Origin of the sequence: Herminiimonas sp. Marseille-P9896, from assembly GCF_903993245.1 — a bacterium.
Lineage (GTDB): Bacteria > Pseudomonadota > Gammaproteobacteria > Burkholderiales > Burkholderiaceae_D > Oxalicibacterium > Oxalicibacterium contaminans.
Genome location: NZ_CAJEVT010000001.1, coordinates 182,137 through 205,962 on the forward strand (window position 1 = coordinate 182,137; position 23,826 = coordinate 205,962).

The 23,826-nt window shown below is 54.3% G+C and carries 24 protein-coding genes and 1 riboswitch; of the genes, 8 read left to right on the forward strand and 16 right to left on the reverse strand.

What is annotated here, in order from left to right; genetic code table 11:
- Positions 1–14: 14 nt before the first annotated feature.
- Positions 15–1,724, forward strand: a complete 1,710-nt coding sequence (locus H7U06_RS00910) for a phosphoethanolamine transferase (RefSeq protein ID WP_370458590.1) — start codon at positions 15–17, stop codon at positions 1,722–1,724.
- Positions 1,725–1,728: 4 nt separating this feature from the next.
- Here H7U06_RS00910 and H7U06_RS00915 read toward each other — a convergent pair whose 3' ends face one another.
- Positions 1,729–2,829 (reverse strand): acyltransferase, encoded by a 1,101-nt coding sequence (locus tag H7U06_RS00915; protein ID WP_175624362.1) that lies wholly within the window; start codon positions 2,827–2,829, stop codon positions 1,729–1,731.
- Positions 2,830–3,027: 198 nt separating this feature from the next.
- Between H7U06_RS00915 and H7U06_RS00920 the strand changes: the two genes are divergently transcribed.
- Entirely contained in the window at positions 3,028–3,513 is a 486-nt protein-coding gene (locus tag H7U06_RS00920; protein ID WP_175624363.1) for a hypothetical protein, read from the forward strand.
- Between the two features lie 30 nt (positions 3,514–3,543).
- On the opposite strand, the gene H7U06_RS00925 is transcribed toward H7U06_RS00920, so the two are convergent.
- The 8 genes from H7U06_RS00925 to H7U06_RS00960 all read right to left on the reverse strand — a co-directional run bounded on the left by H7U06_RS00925 (position 3,544) and on the right by H7U06_RS00960 (position 11,706).
- Positions 3,544–3,798 (reverse strand): hypothetical protein, encoded by a 255-nt coding sequence (locus tag H7U06_RS00925; RefSeq protein ID WP_230089501.1) that lies wholly within the window; start codon positions 3,796–3,798, stop codon positions 3,544–3,546.
- Positions 3,776–4,531, reverse strand: a complete 756-nt coding sequence (locus tag H7U06_RS00930) for a PIG-L deacetylase family protein (RefSeq protein WP_175624364.1) — start codon at positions 4,529–4,531, stop codon at positions 3,776–3,778. The genes H7U06_RS00925 and H7U06_RS00930 overlap by 23 nt, the downstream gene beginning before the upstream one ends.
- A complete protein-coding gene (locus H7U06_RS00935; RefSeq protein WP_175624365.1) occupies positions 4,531–7,659 on the reverse strand; it encodes an efflux RND transporter permease subunit in 3,129 nt (1,042 codons plus the stop codon). The genes H7U06_RS00930 and H7U06_RS00935 overlap by 1 nt, the downstream gene beginning before the upstream one ends.
- An 8-nt stretch (positions 7,660–7,667) precedes the next feature.
- The gene (locus H7U06_RS00940; RefSeq protein ID WP_175624366.1) at positions 7,668–8,858 is read right to left on the reverse strand and encodes an efflux RND transporter periplasmic adaptor subunit; all 1,191 of its coding nucleotides are present in this window, start codon (positions 8,856–8,858) and stop codon (positions 7,668–7,670) included.
- Positions 8,859–8,890: 32 nt separating this feature from the next.
- A complete protein-coding gene (locus tag H7U06_RS00945) occupies positions 8,891–10,336 on the reverse strand; it encodes an efflux transporter outer membrane subunit (protein ID WP_175624367.1) in 1,446 nt (481 codons plus the stop codon).
- Positions 10,333–11,067, reverse strand: coding sequence for a CerR family C-terminal domain-containing protein (locus H7U06_RS00950; protein ID WP_370458593.1), 735 nt, complete (start codon positions 11,065–11,067; stop codon positions 10,333–10,335). Before H7U06_RS00950 ends, H7U06_RS00945 begins: the two co-directional genes overlap by 4 nt.
- 143 nt (positions 11,068–11,210) lie before the next feature.
- Positions 11,211–11,369 carry a hypothetical protein gene (locus H7U06_RS00955; RefSeq protein ID WP_175624369.1) on the reverse strand — a complete coding sequence of 53 codons (159 nt, stop codon included), beginning with the start codon at positions 11,367–11,369 and terminating at the stop codon, positions 11,211–11,213.
- Between the two features lie 136 nt (positions 11,370–11,505).
- Positions 11,506–11,706, reverse strand: coding sequence for an oxidoreductase-like domain-containing protein (locus tag H7U06_RS00960; RefSeq protein ID WP_175624370.1), 201 nt, complete (start codon positions 11,704–11,706; stop codon positions 11,506–11,508).
- Between the two features lie 162 nt (positions 11,707–11,868).
- On the opposite strand from H7U06_RS00960, the gene pnuC reads away from it, so the two are divergent.
- Together pnuC and H7U06_RS00970 are read left to right on the forward strand one after the other, a co-directional pair.
- Complete coding sequence (gene pnuC / locus H7U06_RS00965) at positions 11,869–12,477, forward strand: nicotinamide riboside transporter PnuC (RefSeq protein ID WP_175624371.1); 609 nt, start codon at positions 11,869–11,871, stop codon at positions 12,475–12,477.
- Positions 12,474–13,004: an AAA family ATPase gene (locus tag H7U06_RS00970; RefSeq protein WP_175624372.1), complete on the forward strand. Its 531-nt coding sequence runs from the start codon at positions 12,474–12,476 to the stop codon at positions 13,002–13,004. Before pnuC ends, H7U06_RS00970 begins: the two co-directional genes overlap by 4 nt.
- A 203-nt stretch (positions 13,005–13,207) precedes the next feature.
- On the opposite strand, the gene H7U06_RS00975 is transcribed toward H7U06_RS00970, so the two are convergent.
- From H7U06_RS00975 to H7U06_RS01000, 6 genes are all read right to left on the reverse strand, one after another.
- The gene (locus H7U06_RS00975; RefSeq protein ID WP_175624373.1) at positions 13,208–15,394 is read right to left on the reverse strand and encodes a TonB-dependent siderophore receptor; all 2,187 of its coding nucleotides are present in this window, start codon (positions 15,392–15,394) and stop codon (positions 13,208–13,210) included.
- Positions 15,395–15,454: 60 nt separating this feature from the next.
- Positions 15,455–15,558: riboswitch (TPP riboswitch) on the reverse strand.
- Between the two features lie 130 nt (positions 15,559–15,688).
- A complete protein-coding gene (locus tag H7U06_RS00980) occupies positions 15,689–15,985 on the reverse strand; it encodes a hypothetical protein (RefSeq protein WP_175624374.1) in 297 nt (98 codons plus the stop codon).
- Positions 15,986–16,048: 63 nt separating this feature from the next.
- Positions 16,049–16,576 (reverse strand): GreA/GreB family elongation factor, encoded by a 528-nt coding sequence (locus H7U06_RS00985; RefSeq protein WP_175624375.1) that lies wholly within the window; start codon positions 16,574–16,576, stop codon positions 16,049–16,051.
- 85 nt (positions 16,577–16,661) lie between these two features.
- Positions 16,662–17,759, reverse strand: coding sequence for a DNA glycosylase AlkZ-like family protein (locus H7U06_RS00990; RefSeq protein ID WP_175624376.1), 1,098 nt, complete (start codon positions 17,757–17,759; stop codon positions 16,662–16,664).
- Between the two features lie 73 nt (positions 17,760–17,832).
- Positions 17,833–18,018 (reverse strand): 4-oxalocrotonate tautomerase, encoded by a 186-nt coding sequence (locus tag H7U06_RS00995; protein WP_011979267.1) that lies wholly within the window; start codon positions 18,016–18,018, stop codon positions 17,833–17,835.
- Positions 18,019–18,052: 34 nt separating this feature from the next.
- Positions 18,053–18,811: a class II aldolase/adducin family protein gene (locus H7U06_RS01000; protein ID WP_175624377.1), complete on the reverse strand. Its 759-nt coding sequence runs from the start codon at positions 18,809–18,811 to the stop codon at positions 18,053–18,055.
- Between the two features lie 328 nt (positions 18,812–19,139).
- Here H7U06_RS01000 and ahpC point away from each other — a divergent pair, with 328 nt between their 5' ends.
- Both ahpC and ahpF read left to right on the forward strand, forming a co-directional pair.
- Positions 19,140–19,703, forward strand: a complete 564-nt coding sequence (ahpC, locus tag H7U06_RS01005; protein ID WP_175624378.1) for an alkyl hydroperoxide reductase subunit C — start codon at positions 19,140–19,142, stop codon at positions 19,701–19,703.
- A 94-nt stretch (positions 19,704–19,797) separates the two neighbouring features.
- Positions 19,798–21,393: an alkyl hydroperoxide reductase subunit F gene (gene ahpF, locus H7U06_RS01010; protein WP_175624379.1), complete on the forward strand. Its 1,596-nt coding sequence runs from the start codon at positions 19,798–19,800 to the stop codon at positions 21,391–21,393.
- A gap of 69 nt (positions 21,394–21,462) precedes the next feature.
- Here the strand turns inward: ahpF and H7U06_RS01015 are convergent, their stop codons facing one another.
- Positions 21,463–21,828, reverse strand: coding sequence for a hypothetical protein (locus tag H7U06_RS01015; protein ID WP_175624380.1), 366 nt, complete (start codon positions 21,826–21,828; stop codon positions 21,463–21,465).
- A gap of 194 nt (positions 21,829–22,022) precedes the next feature.
- Between H7U06_RS01015 and H7U06_RS01020 the strand changes: the two genes are divergently transcribed.
- Positions 22,023–22,964, forward strand: coding sequence for a diguanylate cyclase (locus H7U06_RS01020; protein WP_175624381.1), 942 nt, complete (start codon positions 22,023–22,025; stop codon positions 22,962–22,964).
- A 139-nt stretch (positions 22,965–23,103) separates the two neighbouring features.
- Complete coding sequence (locus H7U06_RS01025) at positions 23,104–23,823, forward strand: OmpW family protein (protein WP_175624382.1); 720 nt, start codon at positions 23,104–23,106, stop codon at positions 23,821–23,823.
- Positions 23,824–23,826 lie beyond the last annotated feature (3 nt).

Below are 23,826 nucleotides of genomic sequence, written 5' to 3' on the forward strand. Positions count from 1 at the left end.
TTCCCTTGAAGTCGGTGCGCGTCTTGAAAATTTCCCAGACTGCCGGTACTCCCGGCGCAGTATTAGAAGCAAGTGGCAGCCGCCACTTCTACTCTGCGTTCTTTGCTCGTCTCCCTGCAATCGGAGTTGAAAGGCTGGCCATATTCGCCGGCCTGTTTTTTACACTGAGCTGCAACTACCTGTTCTTTTCTGCAGCGCTGGCCAATCGCGACTGGAGCAGTCCATCTTCATGGCTATTCGGCGCAGGTTTGTTTGTTTCCATCACCGCACTGCAAACTATCGGCCTGCTGGTACTGCTCAATCGCTGGACCAGCAAACCCTTGCTGACTATCTTGTTCATCGTGACGGCGGCGGCGAGCTATTACATGAATAAGTACACCGTGTTCTTCAATACGGAAATGGTCAGGAACATCCTGCGTACCGACGTCAAGGAAGCCAGCGAACTGTTCTCGCTCAATTTTTGCATACACATGCTGGTCTACGGCGTGCTGCCTAGCGTGCTGGTGTGGAAGCTGCGTCTGCGCACCACACCATTGCGTCGTGCGATTCCGGTACGCCTCTTATATATAGTCGGCGCGATCGTGGTAGCGGCAGGTTCTACCATGCTGATCTTCCAGGATTTCTCTTCATTGATGCGCAATCAAAAAGAAGTCCGCTTCCTGATTACACCTAGCAATTACCTGTTTTCCCTGTCACGTGTAGTCGCTGCGGATACCGCCCAGGCCAATACCCCACGGATCAAAATCAGCGATGATGCCAAACTGGCTGCAGGCTGGGGTGGTCGCACCAAACCAATGCTGTTTGTACTGGTCGTCGGAGAAACCACACGCGCTGCCAACTGGGGCCTGAACGGATACGAACACCAGACCACGCCACAGCTCAGCAAGCTGGACGTCGTCAATTTCCCGCACGCGACTTCATGCGGCACCAATACCGAAGTCTCGGTACCTTGCATGTTCTCCATCTATGGCCGTCACGACTATGACGAAGCGAAGATACGCGGCCATGAATCGCTGCTGCACATCATAGACAAAGTCGGCATCAACACCGTGTGGCGCGACAATCAATCTGGTTGCAAAGGAGTGTGTGACGGACTGGAAGAACAAATGCTGGGTGCCAGCAAGGATCCGAAGCTGTGCGACGGCGAACGCTGCCTGGATGAGATCATGCTGGAAAATATGGATGGCGTGATACAGAAAGCCAAGAACGGCAATCTCTTCGTCGTCATGCATCAACTCGGCAATCACGGTCCCGCCTACTACCGTCGCTATCCGGCGGCGATGCGTACCTTCACACCGACTTGCGATACCTCAGATCTGAGCAAATGCACACGCGAACAGATTACCAATAGCTACGACAACGGCGTGCTCTACACCGATCACTTCCTGGCCAAAACGATAGCCTTCCTGAAAACGCAAAGTGATTCGTATGACACCGCGATGCTGTATCTGTCCGACCATGGCGAATCGCTGGGCGAACGTGGCATCTACCTGCATGGTTTGCCATATTCGATCGCACCGAAAGAGCAGACTGAAGTGCCTATGGTGATGTGGATGTCATCCGGCTTTGCATCCAGCTTCGGCGTCAACAAGGACTGCATGCAACGTCGCGCCGGTAATGCAGTCAGCCAGGACAATCTGTTCCACTCGATACTCGGCATGCTGCAAATCGAATCCAAGTACTACGATAAAGCCCTGGATATGACTGCAGGCTGCCGTATCTGAACGATCAGCTAATCTGGTGGGCGACTATTATGCCGCCGACCAGGAAACCGGTCGGTGCCAGCAAGCGTTTCTTGCTGCCCGGCCGGTTCTCTACCCAGCGGAACAACAAAGCACCACCGCCTATGCTGATGCATACCGCGATCAGCATGCCGATAATGTTAGCAATCGGCTGCTGCGGGAAGAAGTGAAAGAACACTGCATTCACGAGCATGCACAAAGGGAAATGTATCAGGAAGACTGAATACGAAATGCGCCCGAGGTAAGTCAGGAAGCCCGGCATCATCCAGCGCTCCAATGCACCAGATTGACGCGCCACACCCAACAGCAGCATCACGCAACCCGCCACCAGGATGCGGCCACGAAATTCCACCAGCAACGCGGCCAATACCACCGCGCACAGTACGGCCAGCCATGCCATGCCCTTAGGTCGGCGCGTCGCCCAGTATGCCAATGCACCGAGGCCATAAGAGCCAAAGAAATACAGGGCGGTTTCGTCCAGTCCCTGATTGCGGTTAAACACAAATAGCGAAGCCAGCGTCAGCAACGTGATGAACAGTGGTCCGAGTATGCTCAGGCGCGGATAGTGTGCTTCGATTTTCCCTGCCAGCCACAAGAGCAGGGCAGCCAATGCAAACAACTGAAAATCGATGGCGACATACCAGACCCCTGCCGATAGCGCTTCCTGGTCCAGCAAATCCTGCAACAGGAAAATATGCGGCAACAATTGTGCAAAGCTGGGTGCATCCGGAATCGAATCATTGCTTACCCACTCACGTGCCAGCGCAGCGCACACAATGGCAAATACCAACGCCACCAGGTAGGGGATGACCAGACGCAGATAGCGCTGGTAAATCGCATTCAGCGGACGACTCACAGTGGCCGCACCTTCCGGTGCAAATTTGGTCGCCAGCAGGAAACCGGCGATCACAAAGAAGGCTTGCACTGCCATCCGGCCATATTGATACAGCAGGTCTATCACAGTTGGCATGAGCGGATAAGCGATATCCGACATAGGACCGTAAAACGCGAGGTGATGAAAAACAATCAATAAGCAGGCAACGGCCTTGAGTGCATCGACGCAAGGCATTCTTGAAACAGTGGACATGAACTCTGACTTGGTGGAATTTAATCTTGGTGCAGGCGCGCCATCCGGGGATGGGCGACGGGCAGCGGAAAAGCGCCGCAAGGGCGCAAGTCTACACGCTGTGAGGCTTTTTTGCAGCGGAGCCTGGTCTCACAACGGCAGCGGAAGCCAATACCAACTATGATATGCACCCCGGTAGCCAGCCATAAAAGATTGCAGATGTACAACGAAGACGCAGAACACGACGCCCCTATCAATGAGCCACGCCTGTGGCGCGACAACGGCTGGACCGCGCGCGTCATCAAGAATGAAGATGACGAAGGCTGGGCGGTGGAAATGATCAAGGATGGCGAATCCGAACCGGCGCTGGTCGGACCGTGGACCATGGGACGCGATAAAAAGAATCCGAAACCGCTGGATACACCCGCCTTCCACACCCTGGTCAAAACTGCATCCGAAGTCTTGCGCCGCCACGAACAGCAATTGCACGCAGACCTGCACAAGAGCGTGATCGTCAACACGGCGACCGCCAGCATCACGGTAAAACTCGATATCGTGCCGGATGAAGATGATCCTTATGCGACCTTGAGCGCTGTCGACGAGGACGGTGAACCGATCGCCGAGGTACGCGTCGCACCCAACTTCAAACTGACGCGCAGCAGTGCGGCGGACTGGATCGCAGCGGAATACCGCAGGCCACGCTAAGGCCGGATATCACACTGCAAAGGGGGAGGATTACAGGCGGCTGTACAAGCGCTGAAATTCTTCTTCGAGCGTATTTTTAGGCAGGCTGCTATTGCCACGGCCATACCAGTAACGTGCATTGCCGAGGTCACCTTCAACCCGGTGCAGATAGCCGTGGATCTGACACGAAAACTCATCCGAGTGCACTTGTACCAAAGCATGTGCTTCTTCCCAGTTTCCCGCTTTTTCCAGATCCAGTACTTTTTTGTGATCGCAAGCCATTTCAATTCTTTCCTGTTGTTTCATCTTCCGGTCCGTAATGCTCCAGTTCAAAGGCCTCCGCATACTCTGCGTTAAGACCTGACCCGGTACGACGATTCACAGCCAGCACGCGCTCATCAAAACCTTGCGCGCGTGTATTCAAATTCCGTTGATGCTGTGATGCATGCAAACGCAGCAACTCAGCCTTCCACTCTGCATCCGCTGTGCCAAACGGCGTGTACAAATCCGTACGCATCGCCACTGTCTTGGCATCCTGATTCAGTACTGCCCACAGCTTCCATTGCTCGGCCAAGGCAACAGCGCGAAACAAAGCATACGTACGCTGGTGCGTGACATTGCTGTCATTACCATGCGGCATGAAGACCAGATCGGGCTGACGTGCCGCCAGGTAATCACGTATGCATCGCTGATTCACCTCATCCAGTCGCGGATTACCTTTTTCATCAGGTGGCAGGCGCAGGAAACTCAATCGTTCCGACGGCAAACCAAAGAATGCGCAACTCGCCGCCTGTTCCTTTTCACGCAAAGCCGCCTTGTCATCAGCAGTATACGCTTCGCCGTAACCATCTTCCACACCGCTGGCACCGGTCGTCAGCACCGCCAGATGTATGGTGTCGCCACGCTGATGGAAATAACGCAGCGTGACAGCAATCGCATCGAAGTCATCCGGATGCGGTGCCAGCACCACCAGTGTCAGTGGCGCTGGCAACACTAACTGCGCTAACTGTAGTGGACGTTCAGCAGGCAAGTGCAACATCAATGTTTCTCCGTACCCAGTTGCTCTGCAGGCTTGGCTGCGTCATGCGCATCGTGATGCGTCATCCCGCGCGCCTTGCGCATCATGCGCTTCAGCCAGTGCTCCAGATCATCGATATAAGTAAACACCGCAGGCACCACCAGCAGACTCAACAGCGTCGACGTAATCAAACCACCGATCACGGTAATCGCCATCGGCGAGCGGAAGCTGGGATCAGCACCCCAGCCCAGCGCCAGCGGCATCATGCCTGCACCCATCGCGATCGTCGTCATGATAATCGGACGACTACGCTTATGACAGGCGTCAACCAATGCATCGAAGCGATTCATCCCTTGCTGGCGCGCCATGATGGCGTAGTCGACCAACAGAATCGAGTTCTTGGTCACGATACCCATCAGCATGATCAGGCCGATCATCGACGGCATCGATAAGGCACGACCAGTGATCAGCAGCGCGACAAAAGCACCACCGATGGAAAGTGGCAGGGCAGCCAGAATCGTGATCGGTTGCATGAAGTCCTTGAACAGCAGAACCAGCACGCAGTAGATACACAAGACACCAATCGCCATCGCCAGGCCAAAGCTGTTGAATAACAGCATCATCTCTTGTGCATCACCCAGTTCCGCGATCTTCACCGCAGGCGGCAAATTGCGCATGGATGGCAAGGCACGTGCTTCGGTATTCAATTCGCCCAACGAGCGTGAACCGAGTTCCACATCCAACGTGACGTTACGGCTGCGATTCAGCCTATCGATCTGCGCCGGACCGCTATCCATATAGACAGACGCCACATTACCCAACATAACCGGGCCATTGCGGCCCGGTACCGTCAGGCGCTCGATCGCAGCCAGGTCGGCACGCATATTGTCCGGCAGCTTGACGCGTATCGGCACCTGGCGTTCGGACAGATTCATCTTCGGTAGATTCATATCATAATCACCGGCGGTCGCCACGCGCACTGTTTCACCGATGGCTGAGGTAGTCACGCCGAGATCACCGGCACGTGCCGGATCCGGACGCACGATGATTTCCGGACGCACCAGCGAGGCGCTGGAAGTCACATTACCTATGCCTTTCAGGCCACGCAGTTCACGTTCCACTTTCTTCGCTGCTTCCGACAAGGCCAATGGATCTTCACTGCGCAAGACCAGTTGCATCTTGACGCCGGTATCCGGTGTGCCGACAGTAAAACGTGCACCAGGAATGTTCGCTATGCGCTCACGTATCTTGGCTTCGATATCCGAGATCTTTTCCTTGCGCTCGCTGCGATGTACGGTCGTCAGCGTCATCACGGCACGACGTGCTTCCGCCGATGCGCCCGGTGCAAATGCATCACCGCTGGAACCGCCACCTATCGAGCTGAAAATGCTGATGATGTTTTTATCCTGCGCCACCGCCAGACGTACCCGCTCGGTGACCGCCATCGTTTCCTTCAGCGTACTACCCGGCGGCAATTCAATATTGATTTGCGTCTGTGCACGATCAGTAGGCGGTACGAAGCCGGTCGGCAGCAAAGGCACCAGCATGATGGAACCGATAAAAAACACACCGGAAGCAATTGCGGTTTTCAGGCGGTTGGTCAGACACCAGCGCATCACTTTGATGTAACGCTGCATCAGCCAGCCATCTTCCTGCTCTTTGTGCTTCTTCGGCTTCAGGATATAAGCCGCCATCATAGGCGTCAGCAATCGTGCGACGACCAGCGAAGCCAGTACCGCCAGCACCGCTGTCCAGCCAAACTGCTTGAAGAACAGACCCGGAATACCCGCCATGAATGCCGTCGGCAGGAACACGGCAACCAGTGCAAAGGTCGTCGCGATCACCGCCATACCAATTTCATCAGCGGCTTCCATCGCTGCCTGCATAGGTGTCTTGCCCATGCTCAGGTGGCGTTCGATATTTTCAATTTCCACAATCGCATCATCGACCAGCACACCCACCACCAGCGCCAGCGATAGCAAGGTCACCATATTCAGCGTGTAGCCAAAGTAAGCGAGGCCGAGGAAAGTCGGGATCACGGACAACGGCAAAGCGGCGGATGCCACCAGCGTCGCGCGCCAGTCGCGCAGGAACCACCACACCACCAGCACTGCCAGCAATGCGCCTTCGTACAGCAAGGACATCGAACCATCAAAGTCTTCCTTGATAGGCTTGGCGTTATCGATGGCTTCCTTGAAGACGATATTGCTATTGTTCTTCTGCAGTTCGGCTACCGCTTCTTTCGCGCCTTTGGCGACAGCCAGTTCACTCGCGCCCTTGGTACGGAATACTTCGAAACCGACCACAGTCCGGCCATCCTGCGATGCCGAGGTACGACGCTCTGCGATGGTATCCGTCACAGTTGCTACCTGCTCCAGGCGGATGTGATGACCATCAGTCAGCGGGATATCCATCTTCGATAATTCGGCAGCCGTCTTCACGGTCGCGATGGTACGCACTGCTTGCTCCGCACCACTGACATCACCGCGTCCGCCCGGTGCTTCCTGCTGTACCTGACGCAAACGACGCGAGACATCAACCGCCGCCACATTCAGCGCTGCCATCTTGGCCGGATCAAGTTCTATCCTGACTTCACGCGTCACGCCGCCGACACGCTTGACCGAACCGACACCCGGCACCGCCAGCAAACGTTTGGAGACAGTGTTGTCCACGAACCAGCTGAGTTCCTGTTCATCGACGAAGCTGCCCGGAGCGGCTGCTGCGGTGAAGGTAGTGATCACTCGTCCGGCGGTAGATACCTTGGTAACCGACGGATCGCGCAAATCGGCGGGCATGTCTGCACGAACCAATGCGACTGCATCGCGCACATCATTGACCGCGTCCGAAATATTTTTTTCCAGGATGAACTCCACCGTCACGGTGACCGTGCCGTCGAGTACCTTGGTATAGATATTTTTAATGCCTTGCAGCGTTGCAACCGAGTTCTCTATCTTGCGCGCCACTTCCGTTTCCAGCTGCGCCGGTGCAGCACCAGGCAAGGAAGCGTTGACGATGACGATAGGCAGTTCGATATCAGGGAAGTCCTGTACCGCACTCGATTTGAACGCGAGCAAGCCTCCAAGTCCCAGCAAAAAGAACAACATAATTGCCGGGATCGGGTTCTTGATGGAAAGCGAGGAAAAATTCACGCGTGCTCCTATTTGGTCGCAGCGGTCGCGCCCACTGGCGGCGTCGCTGCTTTTTGTTCTTTAGTGCTGTCTGCGGTTGCAGGCGTATCCACGACGACTTTCACCAGATCGCCATCGTTGAGAAAGCCTGCACCATTAGCCACCAGCACTGCATCCGTCGGCACACCGGAGATGATCTCGATGCGATCCGCCAGACGACGTCCCGGCTGCACCTTGATCTGCGTCACACGGTTATCCGGATTCATGCGGAACACATAGCTGAAGCCGTCGCGTATCACGATGGTCTGCTGCGGTACCGTCACCGCGGTCGAGTTACCCAGATCAAACTGACCTGTCGCAAACATACCGGCACGTACCGGTGCCACATCCACTGCGGTTGGCGCGAGATCGACATACACCAGCGCCGCGCGATTCTGTGCATCCACGGTCGGTGCAATCATGCGCACCTTGCCTTTGACTTGTGTGCCGTTGGCAGCGGTAATCAGAGCGACTGTGCCGGTTTTAATACGGCCAAGCTCAGCCGACGTCACTTCTGCACGCCACTCCAGGCGTCCTTGTCGTATCAGGCGGAACAATTCGGTACCGGCGCTGACGACGGCACCCACCGTCGCACTGCGTGCAGAAATCACACCATCATCCGATGCCACGACCTGGGTCTGCGACAAACGGACTTCCTGCACAGCCAGCAATGCTTTCGCTGCTTCAGCCTTGGCCTTGGCGGTTTGCTCGGTGGTCAGGTATTGATTGATCTGTTGCGTGCTCAACGCACCAGTGGTTTCCAGTGTGCGTGCACGCTCTGCATTGTTCTTGGCATCAGCCGCATTTGCTTCGGCTTCCATCAGGCTGGCACGTGCTTGCGCCAACTCGGCGTTCACTGATGCAACCGAAAAGGTCGCCAGTACCTGACCGCGCTTCACGACGTCACCGACGTTGACCCGCACGTCGGTCAGCTTCAGGCCGTTCGACTCACTGCCTATGATGGCTTCCTGCCACGCCGTCACGGTGCCGTTCGCCGTCAGGTAAATCGGCAGACTGGCTTGTGATGGCTGGACAGTGGTGACCGCCAATGCCGGTTTAGGGCCGGTTTCGTCTTTCTTCTTCGCGTCTGATTTACCGCCACCGACTACGAGTACTATCCCTGCCAGCACCAGTACGGCGACCACAGCGATAACGATGGTTTTTTTATTGAAACGTTTCATGTATGCGTCCGTCAATTAAATTCAGGATGGTTTTATTTTGTTGCGGCCGTACTTTGCGGATTTACCCAGCCGCCGCCAGCGGCGCGGTACAAGGCTATCCAAGCCGACATGCGCTCACGCTCCAGCGTGGTGGCATTCAGTTCTGCGGCAAGACGGGTACGACGTAAATCTTCGAGGTCGATCAGGCTGGCCAGTCCGTTCTGATACAGACTTTGTGTGCCGTTGAACGAAGCGCGATAACCCTCAACCGCGATGCGTGCATCTTCACTACGCGACGCAGTGCTCTGCAGGTTGACCAACGCTTCTTCCACTTCGCGCACTGCCTGCCGCACGCTGGCACGGTAAGCAACGACCGCTTCTTCATAGCGCGCCTTGGCTGCTTCTACATTCGCCACCCGCGTACCGCCATCAAAGATAGGCAGCGACAAAGACAGCGGGCCTACCGACCAGGTTTCCATATTGGTGGTCGTGCCACCCGAGCGGAAACTACCAGCGCCTATCGAACCACTCAGCGTCAGGCGCGGATAACGTTGTGCTTGCGCGTTACCGACTTCAGCACTGGCAGCTGCGACTTCACGTTCGGCGATGAATACGTCCGGGCGCTGCGACAAGGTTTGCGCTGGCAGGCTGTCTATATTCAACACCGTCGCGTCAACCGATGGCGCAGTGCTGTCGGCCATCTTGCGACGCAAGACCGGCTCGTCCATCGCAGTGAGGTAAACCAAAGCCTTGACGTCCAGATCGCACAGGGCGCTTTGCTGAGTTGCACGACCCTGGCCTTCCGCCGCGCTGGCGCGTGCCAATGCTGCGGTGGCCGGTGCCTGGAAACCTGCTTTCGCGCTCAGCTCCGACAAACGTGCTGTTTCTGCGCGTGAATCTGCATCCGCACGGGTCACGATCTCCAGCTTATTGCAGGTACGCAGGCTGTAGTAACGATTCGCGACTTCTGCTGCGACCGAAACACGTGCGTCGTGCCAGTTCGCCTGCGCACCTTGCAGACGTGCTTGTGCTGCACGCGCAGTCGCGCGATTCGCACCAAACAGGTCTATTTCCCACGAGGGCTGCAAAGCTGCTTGCGAAGTGGTTCCCAATGGCAGCGGTGGTTGTGAATTAGTACGCTGCACACTCGCCGTGACATCCAGCTTGGGGCCCAGCGCTGCACCAGCAGATACACTGGTCGCACGCGATTGCTCTATGCGCGACACGGCAGTTGCCACGGTCGGGCTGACAGCTTGTGCCGACTGGATCAGCTCGACCAGCAGCGGATCGTTCTGCTGCTCCCACCATTTTGACAAATCGGTGAGAGTACCGTGATGCGGCAGGTTCTCGACTTCAGGTGCGGCAGCTGGTTTGGCTGGCATAGGTGCAAACCATTTGCTCGGTGTTTGCACGCTAACGCTATCAGGCGGCGCAGTCAGTGCGCAACCAGCGAGCCAGATAGGCAAGCTCAGGCAGGCAAGTAATTTTGTATTCTTCATGATTTTTTCTTACTGATCAGCGCACGACGACGTTGCGCTTCAAACTCGGTCATGGCTTCGGCATAGGCGGTGATTCTCTCAGCCCATTCATCAATTTCAGCAGGGCTCGCCATCAATTTAGGACGAATCGCATCGATCACATCGCGCGCAATATACATTTGCAGCGGCAAGCCGACGATGGAGAAAGCCAGCCTGTGGATTTCATCATCGGCTTCTTCTACTCCCAGATATCGCGCCAGCATCGCCACCATCGCAGCATGGGCAGGCTTGATGTTGTTATCAATATCCTCGGCCCACAAACCGGTGGGTTCCAGCATTTCGCGGAAGTGCAGGCGCACACATAGCTGCACCAGATCACCCTGCTTCAGCGGCTCGAGGAAACCGGCAAAGAATCCCTGCAGCGATTCGCGTAGCGTCAGGTCCTGCTCGACCAGCATCATGAAGTCACAGGGATTGCCCATAGGTTCGGTAAACACCGCGCGATACAAACCCGCTTTGTCACCAAAGTAGTATTTGATCGCGGCGATATTCACGCCCGCGGTCTGGGCGATGTCACGCGTCGAGGTTTTGCTGAAGCCTTTATCGGCGAACAAACGCAAAGCCGTCTGCAGCAAACGTGCTCGCGCTTCAGCGCCATCGGAACGCTGCTTACGCGCGTCACCATCGACGTGAGAGGACTCGGCACCTTGCTGGGCGGCTGGGGGAGGGGTTTTATGGGCGGCAGAATTCATGCCTCGCATTAGAACACATAAATCAAACGTTTGATTTAATTAAATCGTTTGATTGTGTTTATTTGAGAAGAATAGTTGCCAAACAGGAATTACTCCGGAGAGCAGGACACGCTATCTGCATGCCGTGCGCCCGGATGCAAGACTTAGCGGGTGCTATCTGCGCGGACAGGGAGGAAAGTAATCATCAGGGCAGACAATGACAAAATGCCGAGTAATACCGCAGCAAAATCCGGCTTCATGGCAAACCAGCCTATGGAGGAAATAATTCCCCCGGTAGATAAAAGCTTGGCAATAGATAACATCGTGTCCCCCTGTCTCAATCTGGCAGATCCGGCATTTCTGGATCAGATGTCAATGTAGCCAAGATGGGTTCGGGAAACTATAGGATTAACAGCCGACTACGTGTCAGCGCAGTCCTACGTAGCCAACAGCTGTTAATCAGGAACGGCGGGCCTTCCTCGGCAATGTGCGCACTTTCGGTACATGCTTCTTTTCCCACTCCGTCAGCGCGGCGCGATACTTCTCCATTTCGAGTTCATACAAATCGAAGATACAGGGCTCGCAACCGCTATGACAGCACTCGTCGTTATCGGGACGTACGGGCGGAACTGGCGCAGTCGTATCGCTGGTTTTACTCATAGACCTCGTTAGCGGATTCCGGAAAATCGCGGAAATAAATTCGCACTCGTGTTTTCTTTAATATACTGCGGACTCTGATGTCGGGGCGTAGCACGCTTCGAGCTATCCACCCACGCATACAGCGCCGTCAAACTGCGCATATCTAAATATAGCCCACTGCGCATGAATGACACGTTTACGCTTTTCGGTCTGGTCGACACCACCGCGCTGGAACTGGTTTCCTTTGCGCTAGCGCTATGCATGGTATTGCTCAACATCCGTCAATCACCTTGGGCATGGTTATTCTCCATCATATCCGCCGCGACGTACGCAGTCGTGTTCTACGACAGCAAGATATATGGTGACATGTCGCTGCAGTTCTTTTTCATCGCAGTCTCGCTGTGGGGCTGGTATCAATGGCTGTTTGGCGGCACCACGCATCACGGCATCCAGGTGTCACGTATGGCGCCACGTTCCTGGTTGTATTCAGCAGCGGCATGGCTGGTCGGCTTCTTCGCCATTGCCGCCTTCCTGCGCATGTTCACCGATACCGATGTTCCGCACATAGACGCCTTCCTCACTGCAGGTAGCCTGGTCGGTCAAATCCTGCTCTCGCGCAAGAAGCTGGAGAACTGGTATGCATGGATAGTGATAGACCTGATCTACATCGGTCTATACCTGCATAAACACCTCTACCTGACCGCACTGCTGTTTGCGATCTTTGCCGTGCTGGCGGTGGTCGGCTTGCGTGCATGGGAGAAATCATTGCGTGAACAGGAGCTGCAGCAATGACCAGCCCGGTACGACGTATCGCATTACTCGGCGCAGAATCGACCGGCAAATCGACACTGGCTGCGGCATTGGCAGATCACTACCAAACCGTCTGGGTGCCTGAGTATCTGCGTGAATTTGTGGAAGTGAATAAACGCACGCCGCAAGCACACGAGCAGATACTGATTGCGCAAACCCAAATCGCGCGGGAAGACTTGGCCATTGAGCAGGCAAATCGCTATCTGTTCTGTGACACCACGCCGTTGATGACGGCGCTCTATAGCGAATTCTATTTTGGTGCAGCTGATGCGGCACTCATGGAGTTGGCGCGTGAACATCGCTATGACTGCACCATCGTGGCTGAACCGAGTAATCCTTGGGTTGCTGATGGATTGCAGCGGGAATCGGATAGTGTGCGGCAGGAAGTGCACAGGCGTTTGCTGCGGCAATTAGATAGCGAACGGATAGCCTATTTGCTGGTTGCCGGGGATACTGAAGAGCGGGTGAAGCAAGTTGCTGCTTACTTGCTAAGGCAAGATTTATTTTAGCTTGCTAATACTGCTCTATCTTCGATCAGACTTGGTTTGCCGGGGGTGGCCCGGCGGCCACTCACTTTTCTTGTCTCGCCAAGAAAAGTAAGCAAAAGAAAGCGATCACGGCCTCTTTGCATTTGATGCATACGCTTTTCTTAAAGTACAAATAAAAAATGCCACCTGGCTACGGTGGCATTTTTAAAATCAAACAAACTAAATCAGAAATCGACCTGCGCCGACAACCTGAACAAACGCGGCGCTCCCGGAATCAAATACCCACCAAAGGCATTCGCCGAATCACCCCAATAGAATTTGTTGAATACGTTATCCACGCCAAAACGGAAGGTCGTAGTCTTACCGCTGATCTTGGTTGCATAACGTGCACCCAGATTCAACACATGGTAACCATCCACTCTTTTATCCAGCGAAGCAATCTGGCTGTTAGGTGCAAATACCTTGCTGGTCGAGTAGATCCAGGTTGCGTTCAATTTCACCGCAGGCATTTGCGGCAAAGCATAGTCAGCATAAACCGCTGATTTGAACTTAGGCACGTTACCAACGCGTTTACCTTCAATCGCGGAATCACCGGTATCCACTGCCTTTGCTTCCATCGCAGTGAAGCTGGCACCCAACATCAGGTCACGCGTTGCACGACCCTGCAATGCGAACTCCAAACCACGATTGATTTGCTCACCAGCCGCCACATACGCTGCAGTAGTTGCAGTCGCGGTCAAGTCCGATGCTTTTACATATTCGTTGCGACGTTTGATCTGGAACAGCGCAGCAGAAACGGTGACATCCGGTGTGATGTCAGCCTTTACACCGACTTCGATCTGTTTCGATTTGTATGGATCAAGCACCGACTCCTGGTTAGGCAAACCCGACGGGATTTCGCCACCTGGTTCCAGGCCTTGTGCATACGATGCGTAGAAAGAAAGATTCGATTTCGGGCTGTACACCACCGCAACGTTAGGCAAGACAAAGCCTTCGTCGGTATTACGGATATTTGTGCCATCAGCTGCAAACTGCACACGCTTCAACTTGGTATAACGCACACCTGCAATCACCTTGAATTGCTCGTTGAGTGCGATTGCATCTTGCACGAAGACGGAGCGCTCATCATCCTTGCGACGCAGCGCGACCGGCAAGGCTTGCTCCGGCACCAAAGCACGTTGTGGCAAAGTATAGATATTGCCCGGCAAACCGCCGACGGTCGAAGTGAACAAGTAATCTGCGAAGTTGTCCCGACGATTCAACGTTGACACACCTGTGGTCAGGTCATGCTTCACGCTACCTGTTGCAAACTTGCCTTGCAACAAAGCCTGCGTGGTCATGACCGAACGCTTGTCGTTCTCACGGCGCAGGTCGTACAAACCAAAGTCGCCGTTTGAGCAATAACCGAATGCGAGGCCTTGCGACGGACAGCCGGATGACAACGCCACCGCATCATCCCTACGCAATTCGAATTTATTAGCCTGCAAAGTCGTACGCCAGTTGTCATTCAACTCGTACTCAAATTTGACGCCCAGGTTGTTGGTGTCGTCAGTAACCGGCAAACTCCAGGTCTGGTTGTTCAACATAGTCTTGCCACTGACGCCGGTCGGTATGCGCTGCTCAGGACCGAGCAACTGGAAGCCCGGCACCGTCAGCTGCGACTTATGCTGGTAATCCATATCCACTTGCAGCAAGGCACGTGGGCTGATGCGCCAGTCGAAGGAACCGGAGACGAAACGACGGTCACCGTTTGAACCTTTTACATACGATTTGATGTCTTCGGCAGCGGCATTGATGCGATAGCCAAAACGCTTGTCGTCGGAACGACCGCCGAGATCAATCGCGCTGTATATCGTGCCGCGCTCACGCACTTCAAAGGTAGCCGACCGCACCGGTGTGTCGGTAGGGCGTTTGGTTACGTAATTGAGGATACCGCCAGCCGAGGCGATACCTGCTTGCATGCCAGCCAGGCCCTTCAGGATTTCCAGACGCTCCTTGTTTTCCATCGGGATCGCGGAATGCGCGAGGATGACCATGCCGTCCTTGCGATAGTTCGAGCCCATGTCCAGCGTGAAGCCGCGGATCGCGAACCAGTCGGACAGACCGACCGCGTTATAGGAGTTCTGTACGCTGGCATCGTATTTCACCGCATCGGTTGCGGTACGTATGCTGCGTTCCTGCATCTGTTCAGCAGTGATGACGCTAATGGATGCGGGTGTCTGCAACAAAGGTGTTTCCGTGAAACCGCCAACGCTGGCATTGCGTGCGATACCGTCAGGTGCCGATTCGGAAGTGACGACCACTTCGGGCAAGACGTTTTCAGCAGACTCTGCCATGGCGACAGGCGCAAACGCACAGGCTTGGGCAACAGCCAGGGCAATCAGGGAACGACGGGAATGTGGTGCAGACATGTTTTGTTCAATCAATCGCGTTAGAAAAACCAATGCGCGCGAAGGAATGGACAAAGAAATTGCGTGGACTTTGCGCTTCCCTACGCTGGCATTATCCAGGTCAGGTACGGAGGGTTTTATCTCACCCGAAGACGTTTAACTCTTCAGGACCCCTAGCGTGGCCGAATGGTAACACGAAAGAAGAAGCGGACGGAATGGCATTTTTGCTGCAAGTTGCCGCAAATTTCGCCGATCTTAACCGAGGTCAACAAAACGGCGGGGCCTGCCCGCCGGATCGTCAACAGCTGATACGGCTTATTTGACCTTTTTGGTGATCGCCGATGTGCCCTGGCGGATACGCGTAATACCGGAGGTTACAGAGATGGGATCGCTGGCAGGGAAGCTCAGGTCCAATGCGGTATCAAGCAATTCGTCCTTCGCTTTTTCCTGCTTGGACGGTTCGCTGTCATGCGGCATTTCTGCCACCGGATCACTGGCAGGAAAGGTCGCCTCCAATGCATCGTCCAGCAGCTCTTCGTCATGTGTATGCATTGTTACGTCGGACGGTTTACCTGCAACTGCCGGTTTCGCTTTGGAACTGTGCTCTGTCATGTGAGACTCCTTGCGATGGTAGATAGTGCGCTTAACTATAGGACAACGTGCAACAACACACGTTCAACTGCTGCGCGGATAACGTACTGTCAACACTTGCAACTCTTCGTCACCGGCTGGTGTCTCTAACGATACCGCATTGCCTTCGTGCGCACCCAGCAGGCTTTGCGCGAGTGGTGATAACCAGCTGATTCGCCCTTGCGCCGGATCCAGCTCATCCAGGCCCACTATAGTCACCCGATGCCGCTCGCCTGCGGCATTGTCGTATTCCACCGTTGCACCAAAGAATATCTGGTCGCCATCTGCATGCACACTGGCATCGACTATCTCTGCCGTTTCCAGGCGAGTCTGCAAGTAATGGATGCGTGTATCAATTTCGCGTAGCGATGCTTCCGGCGCGGATTCCATATCGGCACTTTCAGCGTCTGCCTGTAAAGCCGCAGGTCGTGCGACATCCAGCAAATGCTGCAATTCTGTTTGCAGTGCTTGATAACCATCGGGCGTGATGTAGTTCCTGACGCCGACCGGCATCTCCGGCATTGGCGATACCGCATCGTCGTCATTCGTTTCTTTTACAAATGCCTTGTTCATGATCGCACTCCTGCCACTACACATGCATAGACGACTACCTTAGCGCATCCTGGGAGAAACTGCTGTACGTTGCAGCACGAAGGCATCAACGTGGACTAAGGAAGAGTTCCATACGATGTAGCTCTTCCTCCAATGCATTGCGGAAAGCGGCCGCTTTGGGTGCTGGACCTGCCGCATAGCCGAATGTAGCTTCCGGTTGGCCATCACGCGCCGACACATTCGCCCAGCCTATGACCTGATCACGCCAGAGCATGGGCAACGCGTAGTAACCGTACTGGCGTCGGGCTGGCGGCGTATAGGCTTCGAATTTGTAGGTCCAGTCCCAGAGCAAGGCGAAGCGACGCCGATCCCAGACCACCGGATCAAAAGGTGCGAGTAATCGCACACTATCGTCGACAGCATAGCGACGTGAACGAGGGTTTTCATCGACTGGCCAGTACCAGGTGGTGCCATCAATACGACAGCTGGCCAGATGCTCACGTGCCAGTCGCAGTGCTGCTTGCGTCTGCGCCGCCAGATGGGGTGCTCCGTAGCCTAGCAAGCGCGCCAGGTAAGTCAGGCTGGCGGCTGGCAATGGCGCGTATTTGCGCAGTATCAATTCGAGCAGGGCGGCCGCACGTAGTGCACCGGCCGTGGGGCTATCATCCGCAGGTGGATGCGTCGCCACTTCGTAGACACGTGTACCACTATCGCGTCGCTTCACCCGCAACAGCCCGCGGTAATGCATACCATCCAGCAATTGCGTGCTGGCATTGCTGGAGCCACCCCAATAGTTTTGCACACGTCCGTGCGCGAAATGTTGTTCGACCTCGCGTGGATGAACCACACCGCGCTCACGCACGAAGGCCAGTACGTCAGCCGCCTTGCGCTGGGTTTCGGCATTCCAGGTTTTCTTAGGCTGACGTGGATGCATCAGCGCCAGATGTGTACTTGGCAGGAAGCCGTAGTTGACGAAGCAGTCTTCGTCGATCGCGAGACGCGCATAGCGACGTTCCAGATCACCGGCACGATAATCCTTGACGCGATGACGCAGCGTTAAGTCCTGTGCCCGGGCTGGCGCTCGTATCGGATCTGCCTGTACAAAGCCCAGACGCTGGATCGCTGCTGGCAGCGTGGTCGGCCTGAACAAAGTCCGCGCGACCGCGTAGCGACGCAGGTCTTCCAGACTCGGTTGAGTGGGCATGGGAGAGTGAAAGTGCTGATGTACTGCGGACTAGAAGTGCACGCCTGTAAGCGCGTGCACTTCAGCATCGGACTTAAACGTCAGACCAGAGTTTACCGCCAGTCGCCCAGTTTTCACGCTTCACGTCTTCGATGATGATATCGACGGATTCAGCGCTGGAACCCAGAGTCGCGACCGTCGCTTCGGTCACCGCTTTGACGAATGCACGTTTTTGTTCAACGGTACGGCCTTCGAATAATTGCACATTGATGGTAGGCATGAGTTTTCCTTTTTAGTTAGTAGTATTAAAACGATTAGTTACGATAAGACGGCGACACTGCATCCAATTTGCGCAGCAGCGCAGGCCATTCGAGTATGCCTTCCGGCGAGCCGTCGCCCAGCAATTCCTTGTAGGTCTTGGCGCAGATTTCTGGGGCCGGTATATTCAGCGAACCGCCGCCGGATTGTGCTTTCAGCTGAAAAGAGCAGGCTTTGTCCAGCGTATCCATCAGCACATAGGCTTCCGCTATCGTGCGACCGCTGATCAGCGTACCGTGGTTACGCAAGAGCATGGCCGGGTAGTCACCCAGGCGTTCTATCAGGCGCACCTGCTCCACTGGCGACAGAGCCAGGCCTTCATAGTCGTGGTAACCGATCTGTTGATAGAAGCGCATCGCGTGCTGCGACAAGGGCAACAAGCCCCCTTGTTGCATGCCGATCGCGACCCCATTTTCATTATGCAGATGCATGACGCACATCGCATCCGCGCGTGCTGCATGCACCGCACCGTGGATTGCGAAGCCAGTGACATTCACGCGATAGGTCTGGTCGCCGATGATATTGCCCTGCAAGTCGATCTTCACCAGATTGGATGCAGTGATTTCATCGAAGCGGAAGCCAAAAGGATTGATCAGGAAACGACCTTCTTCGCCCGGTACCGTCGCCGATATGTGTGTATAGATCAGGTCGTCCCAATTCTTGAGGGCACATAAATGGTAGCAAGCAGCGAGGTCTATGCGGACCTGCCATTCGGCGGCGCTCATGCCTGCGGGTGGGGTTGCTGGGGTAGTCATATCACCTTGCCAAGTATTTGAAGCAAACGACGCCGTACCGGCGTCACCAAGGTTGAAATTATAGAGTCATAGCGTGCAGCCCGCCGATTCCGGCTGAAATCCGTCGATTTCACATCGATTTTTCTTTAAAAACCGGCTTGTCACACCGGAGTCGCCGTAAGACTGCATAATAGTGGATTCGATATCGGCTATGGCTTCGCCTTCTTGATAGCGAAAATAAATTGATTTACAAAATTAAATCAATTATGCAAATGATGGATACTTGTCTATCATTCGTACTTGTGCAGTAACGAACCCTCTTTTTTTAACCCAACTAAGGAAATACGACATGTCCCTTATTAATACACAGGTCCAGCCATTCAAGACCCAAGCTTTCCACAACGGCAAGTTCATTGAAGTTACCGAACAATCGTTGAAGGGCAAATGGTCCGTGCTGATTTTCATGCCAGCAGCGTTCACATTCAACTGCCCAACCGAAGTTGAAGATGCAGCTGACAGCTATGCAGAATTCCAAAAATTGGGTACCGAAGTTTATATCGTTACAACCGATACCCACTTCTCGCACAAAGTTTGGCACGAAACATCGCCAGCAGTTGGCAAAGCTAAATTCCCATTGGTTGGCGACCCAACTCACCAACTGACCAACGCATTCGGCGTGCACATTCCTGAAGAAGGCCTGTCGCTGCGCGGTACGTTCGTAGTCAATCCAGACGGCGTTATCAAAACCCTGGAAATCCACTCGAACGAAATCGCTCGTGACGTTTCGGAAACTCTGCGCAAGCTGAAAGCTGCTCAATACACAGCAGCTCACCCGAACGAAGTTTGCCCGGCAAAATGGAAAGATGGCGAAAAAACCCTGGCTCCATCGCTGGATCTGGTCGGCAAAATCTAAGTTGTAATTAAGAAGTAGTTGCAAGACTGTCCGGGCCGTGTGGCCCGGACATGCAGGACTTTATTTTTAAACTGAATAGAAAGCAGGGACCATCATGTTAGATGCCAATCTCAAAACCCAATTAGCCGCTTATTTGGAAAAGATCGTGCAACCGATCGAGATCGTTGCGTCACTCGATGGCAGCGACAAATCTCGTGAATTGCAGGAGTTGCTGCAAGAAATCGTCGTGCTGACCGACAAGATCACACTGGTCGAACGCACCGATGACAACGAGCGCAAACCTTCTTTTGTAATCAAGCGCCCGGACGCACACGCAGGCATACAATTCGCCGCGATTCCGATGGGACACGAATTCACTTCTCTGGTCTTGGCCTTGCTGCAAACCGGCGGCCACCCATTGAAACTCGAAGACTCGGTCATTGAACAGATCCGTAACCTGGACGGTGACTACACCTTCGAAACTTATATGTCTTTGTCTTGCCATAACTGCCCGGAAGTGGTGCAGGCGTTCAACGTCATGGCTTTGATCAATCCGCGCATCCGCGCCATCACGATTGATGGTGGTTTGTTCCAGGACGAAGTCAAGGAACGCGAGATCATGGCTGTGCCGACGACCTTCATGAACGGGCAACCGTTCGAGTCTGGTCGCGTCAGCATCGAACAGATCCTGGCCAAGCTCGACACCGGCGGCAACAAACGCAAAGCCGAAGAGCTGAGCGCGAAAGCACCGTATGACGTGCTGATCGTCGGCGGCGGACCTGCAGGTGCAGCAGCAGCGATTTATGCAGCACGCAAAGGCATACGTACTGGTGTAGTTGCTGAACGCTTCGGCGGTCAGGTGCTGGATACGCTGTCGATCGAAAACTTTGTTTCGGTACAGGAAACCGACGGCCCGAAATTCGCCGTCGCGCTGGAACAGCACGTACGCAGCTATGAAGTCGATATCATGAACGTACAGCAGGCGTCCGAGCTGGTACCGGGCAAACTGATCGAGATCAAGTTGAAAGATGGCGGTTCGCTGAAAAGCAAATCCGTGATCCTGGCAACCGGTGCACGCTGGAAAACCATCAACGTGCCGGGCGAAAACGAATACCGTAACAAAGGTGTTGCGTACTGCCCGCACTGCGACGGCCCATTGTTCAAAGGCAAACGTGTAGCAGTCATCGGTGGTGGTAACTCCGGCGTCGAAGCAGCAATCGACCTGGCCGGTATCGTCGGTCATGTGACCCTGATCGAATTCGGCGCAGAATTGCGTGCCGATGCAGTCTTGCAACGCAAGTTGCATAGTCTGGCCAACGTCACTGTGATCACGTCGGCACAAACGACCGAAATCACCGGCGACGGCAAACGCGTCAACGGCCTGGTCTACAAGGATCGCAAAACCGAAGAAAGCAAATCGGTGGAACTGGAAGGCGTCTTTATCCAGATCGGCCTGGTGCCTAACACCGAATGGCTGAAAGGTACGGTTGCCTTGTCGCGTCATGGCGAAATCGAAGTTGACTCGCATGGCCGTACCTCGATACCAGGTGTGTTTGCAGCTGGCGACGTGACCACGGTGCCGTACAAGCAAATCGTGATCGCGGTCGGTGAAGGTGCGAAGGCATCGTTGAGCGCCTTTGATTACCTGATCCGCAGCTCGGATACGGATGAAGTCGAAGCACCAGCGAAGACGGAAGCCGTTACGGCCTAAGCCTGAGTAATACGTAGCTCAATAAAAAAGCCGCAGCAATGCGGCTTTTTCTTTGGCTATAGCCATTACTCAAAAGTTGTATTCACCAAAGACATACTTATCAAAACTGAACTTGGTTCCGCCCGGTAGCGTATCAACCAGGCGCTTGGGATTCTTGGCCGAGATAAAGACATCAGCCATCTGATCCTTGCAGCGGAACTTGGTGGCAGGACTCAATATGGTATTGGCCTTGATACGGATGTGACGGAAGCTCTTGGCCTTTTCGCTACAGATCAGAAAATGCCGCTCCTGGCGAAAACCCGATAAAGGGATGTTCAGCCACCAGCCTTCGTCACCAGCGTAGGGCACGACTGTCGACCATTGTGTATTTTTATCATTCAACAGGTTTGCGTGCAGCTCTTCATTTACCCGTTTCATGGCTTCATTCTTAGTCATATTTCTTCCAGCGATTTGAATACCGACAGCTTATCCATTTTTAGCCGAGAAAAGCACGCAACACTTCATATTTATTGGCTTTACGCGTGATAGAGTGATCGGCAGCAGCATAAGATTTCCATATATAAAAGCCGAAGATGGCGGTAAACAGCTGTACGCCGACTCATGACGCTAAACTATCGAAGCTGGAAAAGATGAACGATATTGCACCAAAGGTGGAGCTGGATAGCTCCGTCTATAAGACTTTGCTTGAGTCCACCAAAGCCATACCGTGGAAGATAGACTGGGCCACCATGCAGTTCACCTACATCGGCCCGCAGATCGAAGGCGTGCTCGGCTGGCCGCAGGATAGCTGGGTTTCGGTGAACGACTGGGCATCGCGTATCCACCCGGATGAACGCGACGCCATCGTCAACTTTTGCGTCGCGCAATCGCAAGCCGGTGCCGACCACGAAGCCGACTATCGGGCGCTGGCACAAAACGGCGACTACGTCTGGATACGTGATGTCGTACACGTGGCGCGCAAACCGGATGGCACAGTCGATGCGCTGATCGGCTTCATGTTCGATATCAATGAACGGAAAAAAACCGAAGCCAAGCTGATCGACCTGCAAAAGGAACTGGAAACCCTGTCCTTCAAGGATGGCCTGACCGGCGTTGCGAACCGCCGCATGTTCGACTCGGTCATGGAACTGGAATGGGCGAATGCCAAAAATGACAAGCGACCTATCTCCATCATCATGTTGGATATTGATTACTTCAAGCAATACAACGATCACTACGGTCACATCCAGGGCGACCATTGCCTCAAGCAAGTTGCACAAACCCTGAGTAGTGCTGCGAGCCGCTCACGCGATTTCTTCGGCCGCTTTGGCGGCGAGGAATTCATCCTCGTCCTGCCGGAAACCAATGAAGTTGCTGCCCTGACTGTAGCTGAGCGTTGCCGCAAGCTGATCGCAGATCAATGTATCCCACACGAGAAATCCGGCATCGGTCAACGCCTGACCATCAGCCTCGGCGTGCATACCGTCATCCCATGTTATGGGGATGAGCCTCTGCAATTCATAGAAGAAGTAGACCGCAGGCTTTATCGGGCGAAACAAAAAGGGCGCGACTGTATCGCCACCGACGCGTAAATTTTACAAATCCCGATTATGTGACTGTTGCGAAATCGCTTAATCATTCAACCAGCAGTTGTAGAACTTTTTTGAAGAGGGTAATGTAAGAACGCATTCCAAAAAACTGCCGAAGCATAACAACATGAGGGGACTAATAATGACAAAACCTTTAAGTGTGCTATCCAAACTTGCCGCTGTATCTGTACTTGCGGCAGTTGCTTTACCCGCAGCAGCGCAGCAAGCCGGCGACAACATCGTCAACGTAGGTTGGTTTCATTTGCGGCCCGATGAAAAAAGTGAACCTCTTACTTTTAGAACCCCGGCTCTCGGTCCTATCGCTGGTAGCAGCGCCACCATCAGCAATGCAGACACTTTAGGGATCGCCTTCACCCACTTCTTTACCGATAACTTTGCGCTTACGGCTGATTTAGGCATCCCACCAAAATTCAAACTGTATGGCGGCGGCACACTTGCCAACCTCGGAAAGTTAGGCGAAGCAAAACAATGGAGTCCAGCACTTATTGCGAAGTGGTACTTCGGCGATAAGAACTCTCAACTCCGTCCCTTCGTTGGTCTTGGTGTCACCCGGGTCTGGTATTCAAGCGTAAACCTCACACCATCATTGCAGGCTGCAATTGCAGGCCCAGGTGGCAGAGCATCCGCAGATCTCAGTTCGTCATGGGCACCGGTAGCCAATGTGGGTCTCACCTACAATTTGACGGAAAAATGGTCGCTGGGATTGTCTGTTGCGCACATCCCGCTTAAGACCGACGCAGATATTACCGGCACAACGGCTGGCGGTGCTGCACGCAGAGCCACCACCAAACTGACCCTCGACCCACTCGTCACCTTCCTCTCGGTAGGCTACAAGTTCTGATCA

What these genes read in the sequence shown, in the direction of transcription:
- ahpF (WP_175624379.1), top strand. Translation starts at nt 19,798, where the DNA reads ATGTTAGATGCCAATCTCAAAACCCAATTAGCCGCTTATTTGGAAAAG.
- H7U06_RS00975 (WP_175624373.1), bottom strand. Translation starts at nt 15,394, where the DNA reads ATGTCTGCACCACATTCCCGTCGTTCCCTGATTGCCCTGGCTGTTGCC.
- H7U06_RS00960 (WP_175624370.1), bottom strand. Translation starts at nt 11,706, where the DNA reads ATGAGTAAAACCAGCGATACGACTGCGCCAGTTCCGCCCGTACGTCCC.
- H7U06_RS01020 (WP_175624381.1), top strand. Translation starts at nt 22,023, where the DNA reads ATGAACGATATTGCACCAAAGGTGGAGCTGGATAGCTCCGTCTATAAG.
- H7U06_RS00990 (WP_175624376.1), bottom strand. Translation starts at nt 17,759, where the DNA reads ATGCCCACTCAACCGAGTCTGGAAGACCTGCGTCGCTACGCGGTCGCG.
- H7U06_RS01015 (WP_175624380.1), bottom strand. Translation starts at nt 21,828, where the DNA reads ATGACTAAGAATGAAGCCATGAAACGGGTAAATGAAGAGCTGCACGCA.
- H7U06_RS00995 (WP_011979267.1), bottom strand. Translation starts at nt 18,018, where the DNA reads ATGCCTACCATCAATGTGCAATTATTCGAAGGCCGTACCGTTGAACAA.
- H7U06_RS00980 (WP_175624374.1), bottom strand. Translation starts at nt 15,985, where the DNA reads ATGACAGAGCACAGTTCCAAAGCGAAACCGGCAGTTGCAGGTAAACCG.
- H7U06_RS00950 (WP_370458593.1), bottom strand. Translation starts at nt 11,067, where the DNA reads ATGAATTCTGCCGCCCATAAAACCCCTCCCCCAGCCGCCCAGCAAGGT.
- H7U06_RS00930 (WP_175624364.1), bottom strand. Translation starts at nt 4,531, where the DNA reads ATGTTGCACTTGCCTGCTGAACGTCCACTACAGTTAGCGCAGTTAGTG.
- ahpC (WP_175624378.1), top strand. Translation starts at nt 19,140, where the DNA reads ATGTCCCTTATTAATACACAGGTCCAGCCATTCAAGACCCAAGCTTTC.
- H7U06_RS00920 (WP_175624363.1), top strand. Translation starts at nt 3,028, where the DNA reads ATGTACAACGAAGACGCAGAACACGACGCCCCTATCAATGAGCCACGC.
- H7U06_RS00915 (WP_175624362.1), bottom strand. Translation starts at nt 2,829, where the DNA reads ATGTCCACTGTTTCAAGAATGCCTTGCGTCGATGCACTCAAGGCCGTT.
- H7U06_RS01025 (WP_175624382.1), top strand. Translation starts at nt 23,104, where the DNA reads ATGACAAAACCTTTAAGTGTGCTATCCAAACTTGCCGCTGTATCTGTA.
- H7U06_RS00940 (WP_175624366.1), bottom strand. Translation starts at nt 8,858, where the DNA reads ATGAAACGTTTCAATAAAAAAACCATCGTTATCGCTGTGGTCGCCGTA.
- H7U06_RS01000 (WP_175624377.1), bottom strand. Translation starts at nt 18,811, where the DNA reads ATGACTACCCCAGCAACCCCACCCGCAGGCATGAGCGCCGCCGAATGG.
- H7U06_RS00945 (WP_175624367.1), bottom strand. Translation starts at nt 10,336, where the DNA reads ATGAAGAATACAAAATTACTTGCCTGCCTGAGCTTGCCTATCTGGCTC.
- H7U06_RS00970 (WP_175624372.1), top strand. Translation starts at nt 12,474, where the DNA reads ATGACCAGCCCGGTACGACGTATCGCATTACTCGGCGCAGAATCGACC.
- pnuC (WP_175624371.1), top strand. Translation starts at nt 11,869, where the DNA reads ATGAATGACACGTTTACGCTTTTCGGTCTGGTCGACACCACCGCGCTG.
- H7U06_RS00955 (WP_175624369.1), bottom strand. Translation starts at nt 11,369, where the DNA reads ATGTTATCTATTGCCAAGCTTTTATCTACCGGGGGAATTATTTCCTCC.
- H7U06_RS00985 (WP_175624375.1), bottom strand. Translation starts at nt 16,576, where the DNA reads ATGAACAAGGCATTTGTAAAAGAAACGAATGACGACGATGCGGTATCG.
- H7U06_RS00925 (WP_230089501.1), bottom strand. Translation starts at nt 3,798, where the DNA reads ATGAAACAACAGGAAAGAATTGAAATGGCTTGCGATCACAAAAAAGTA.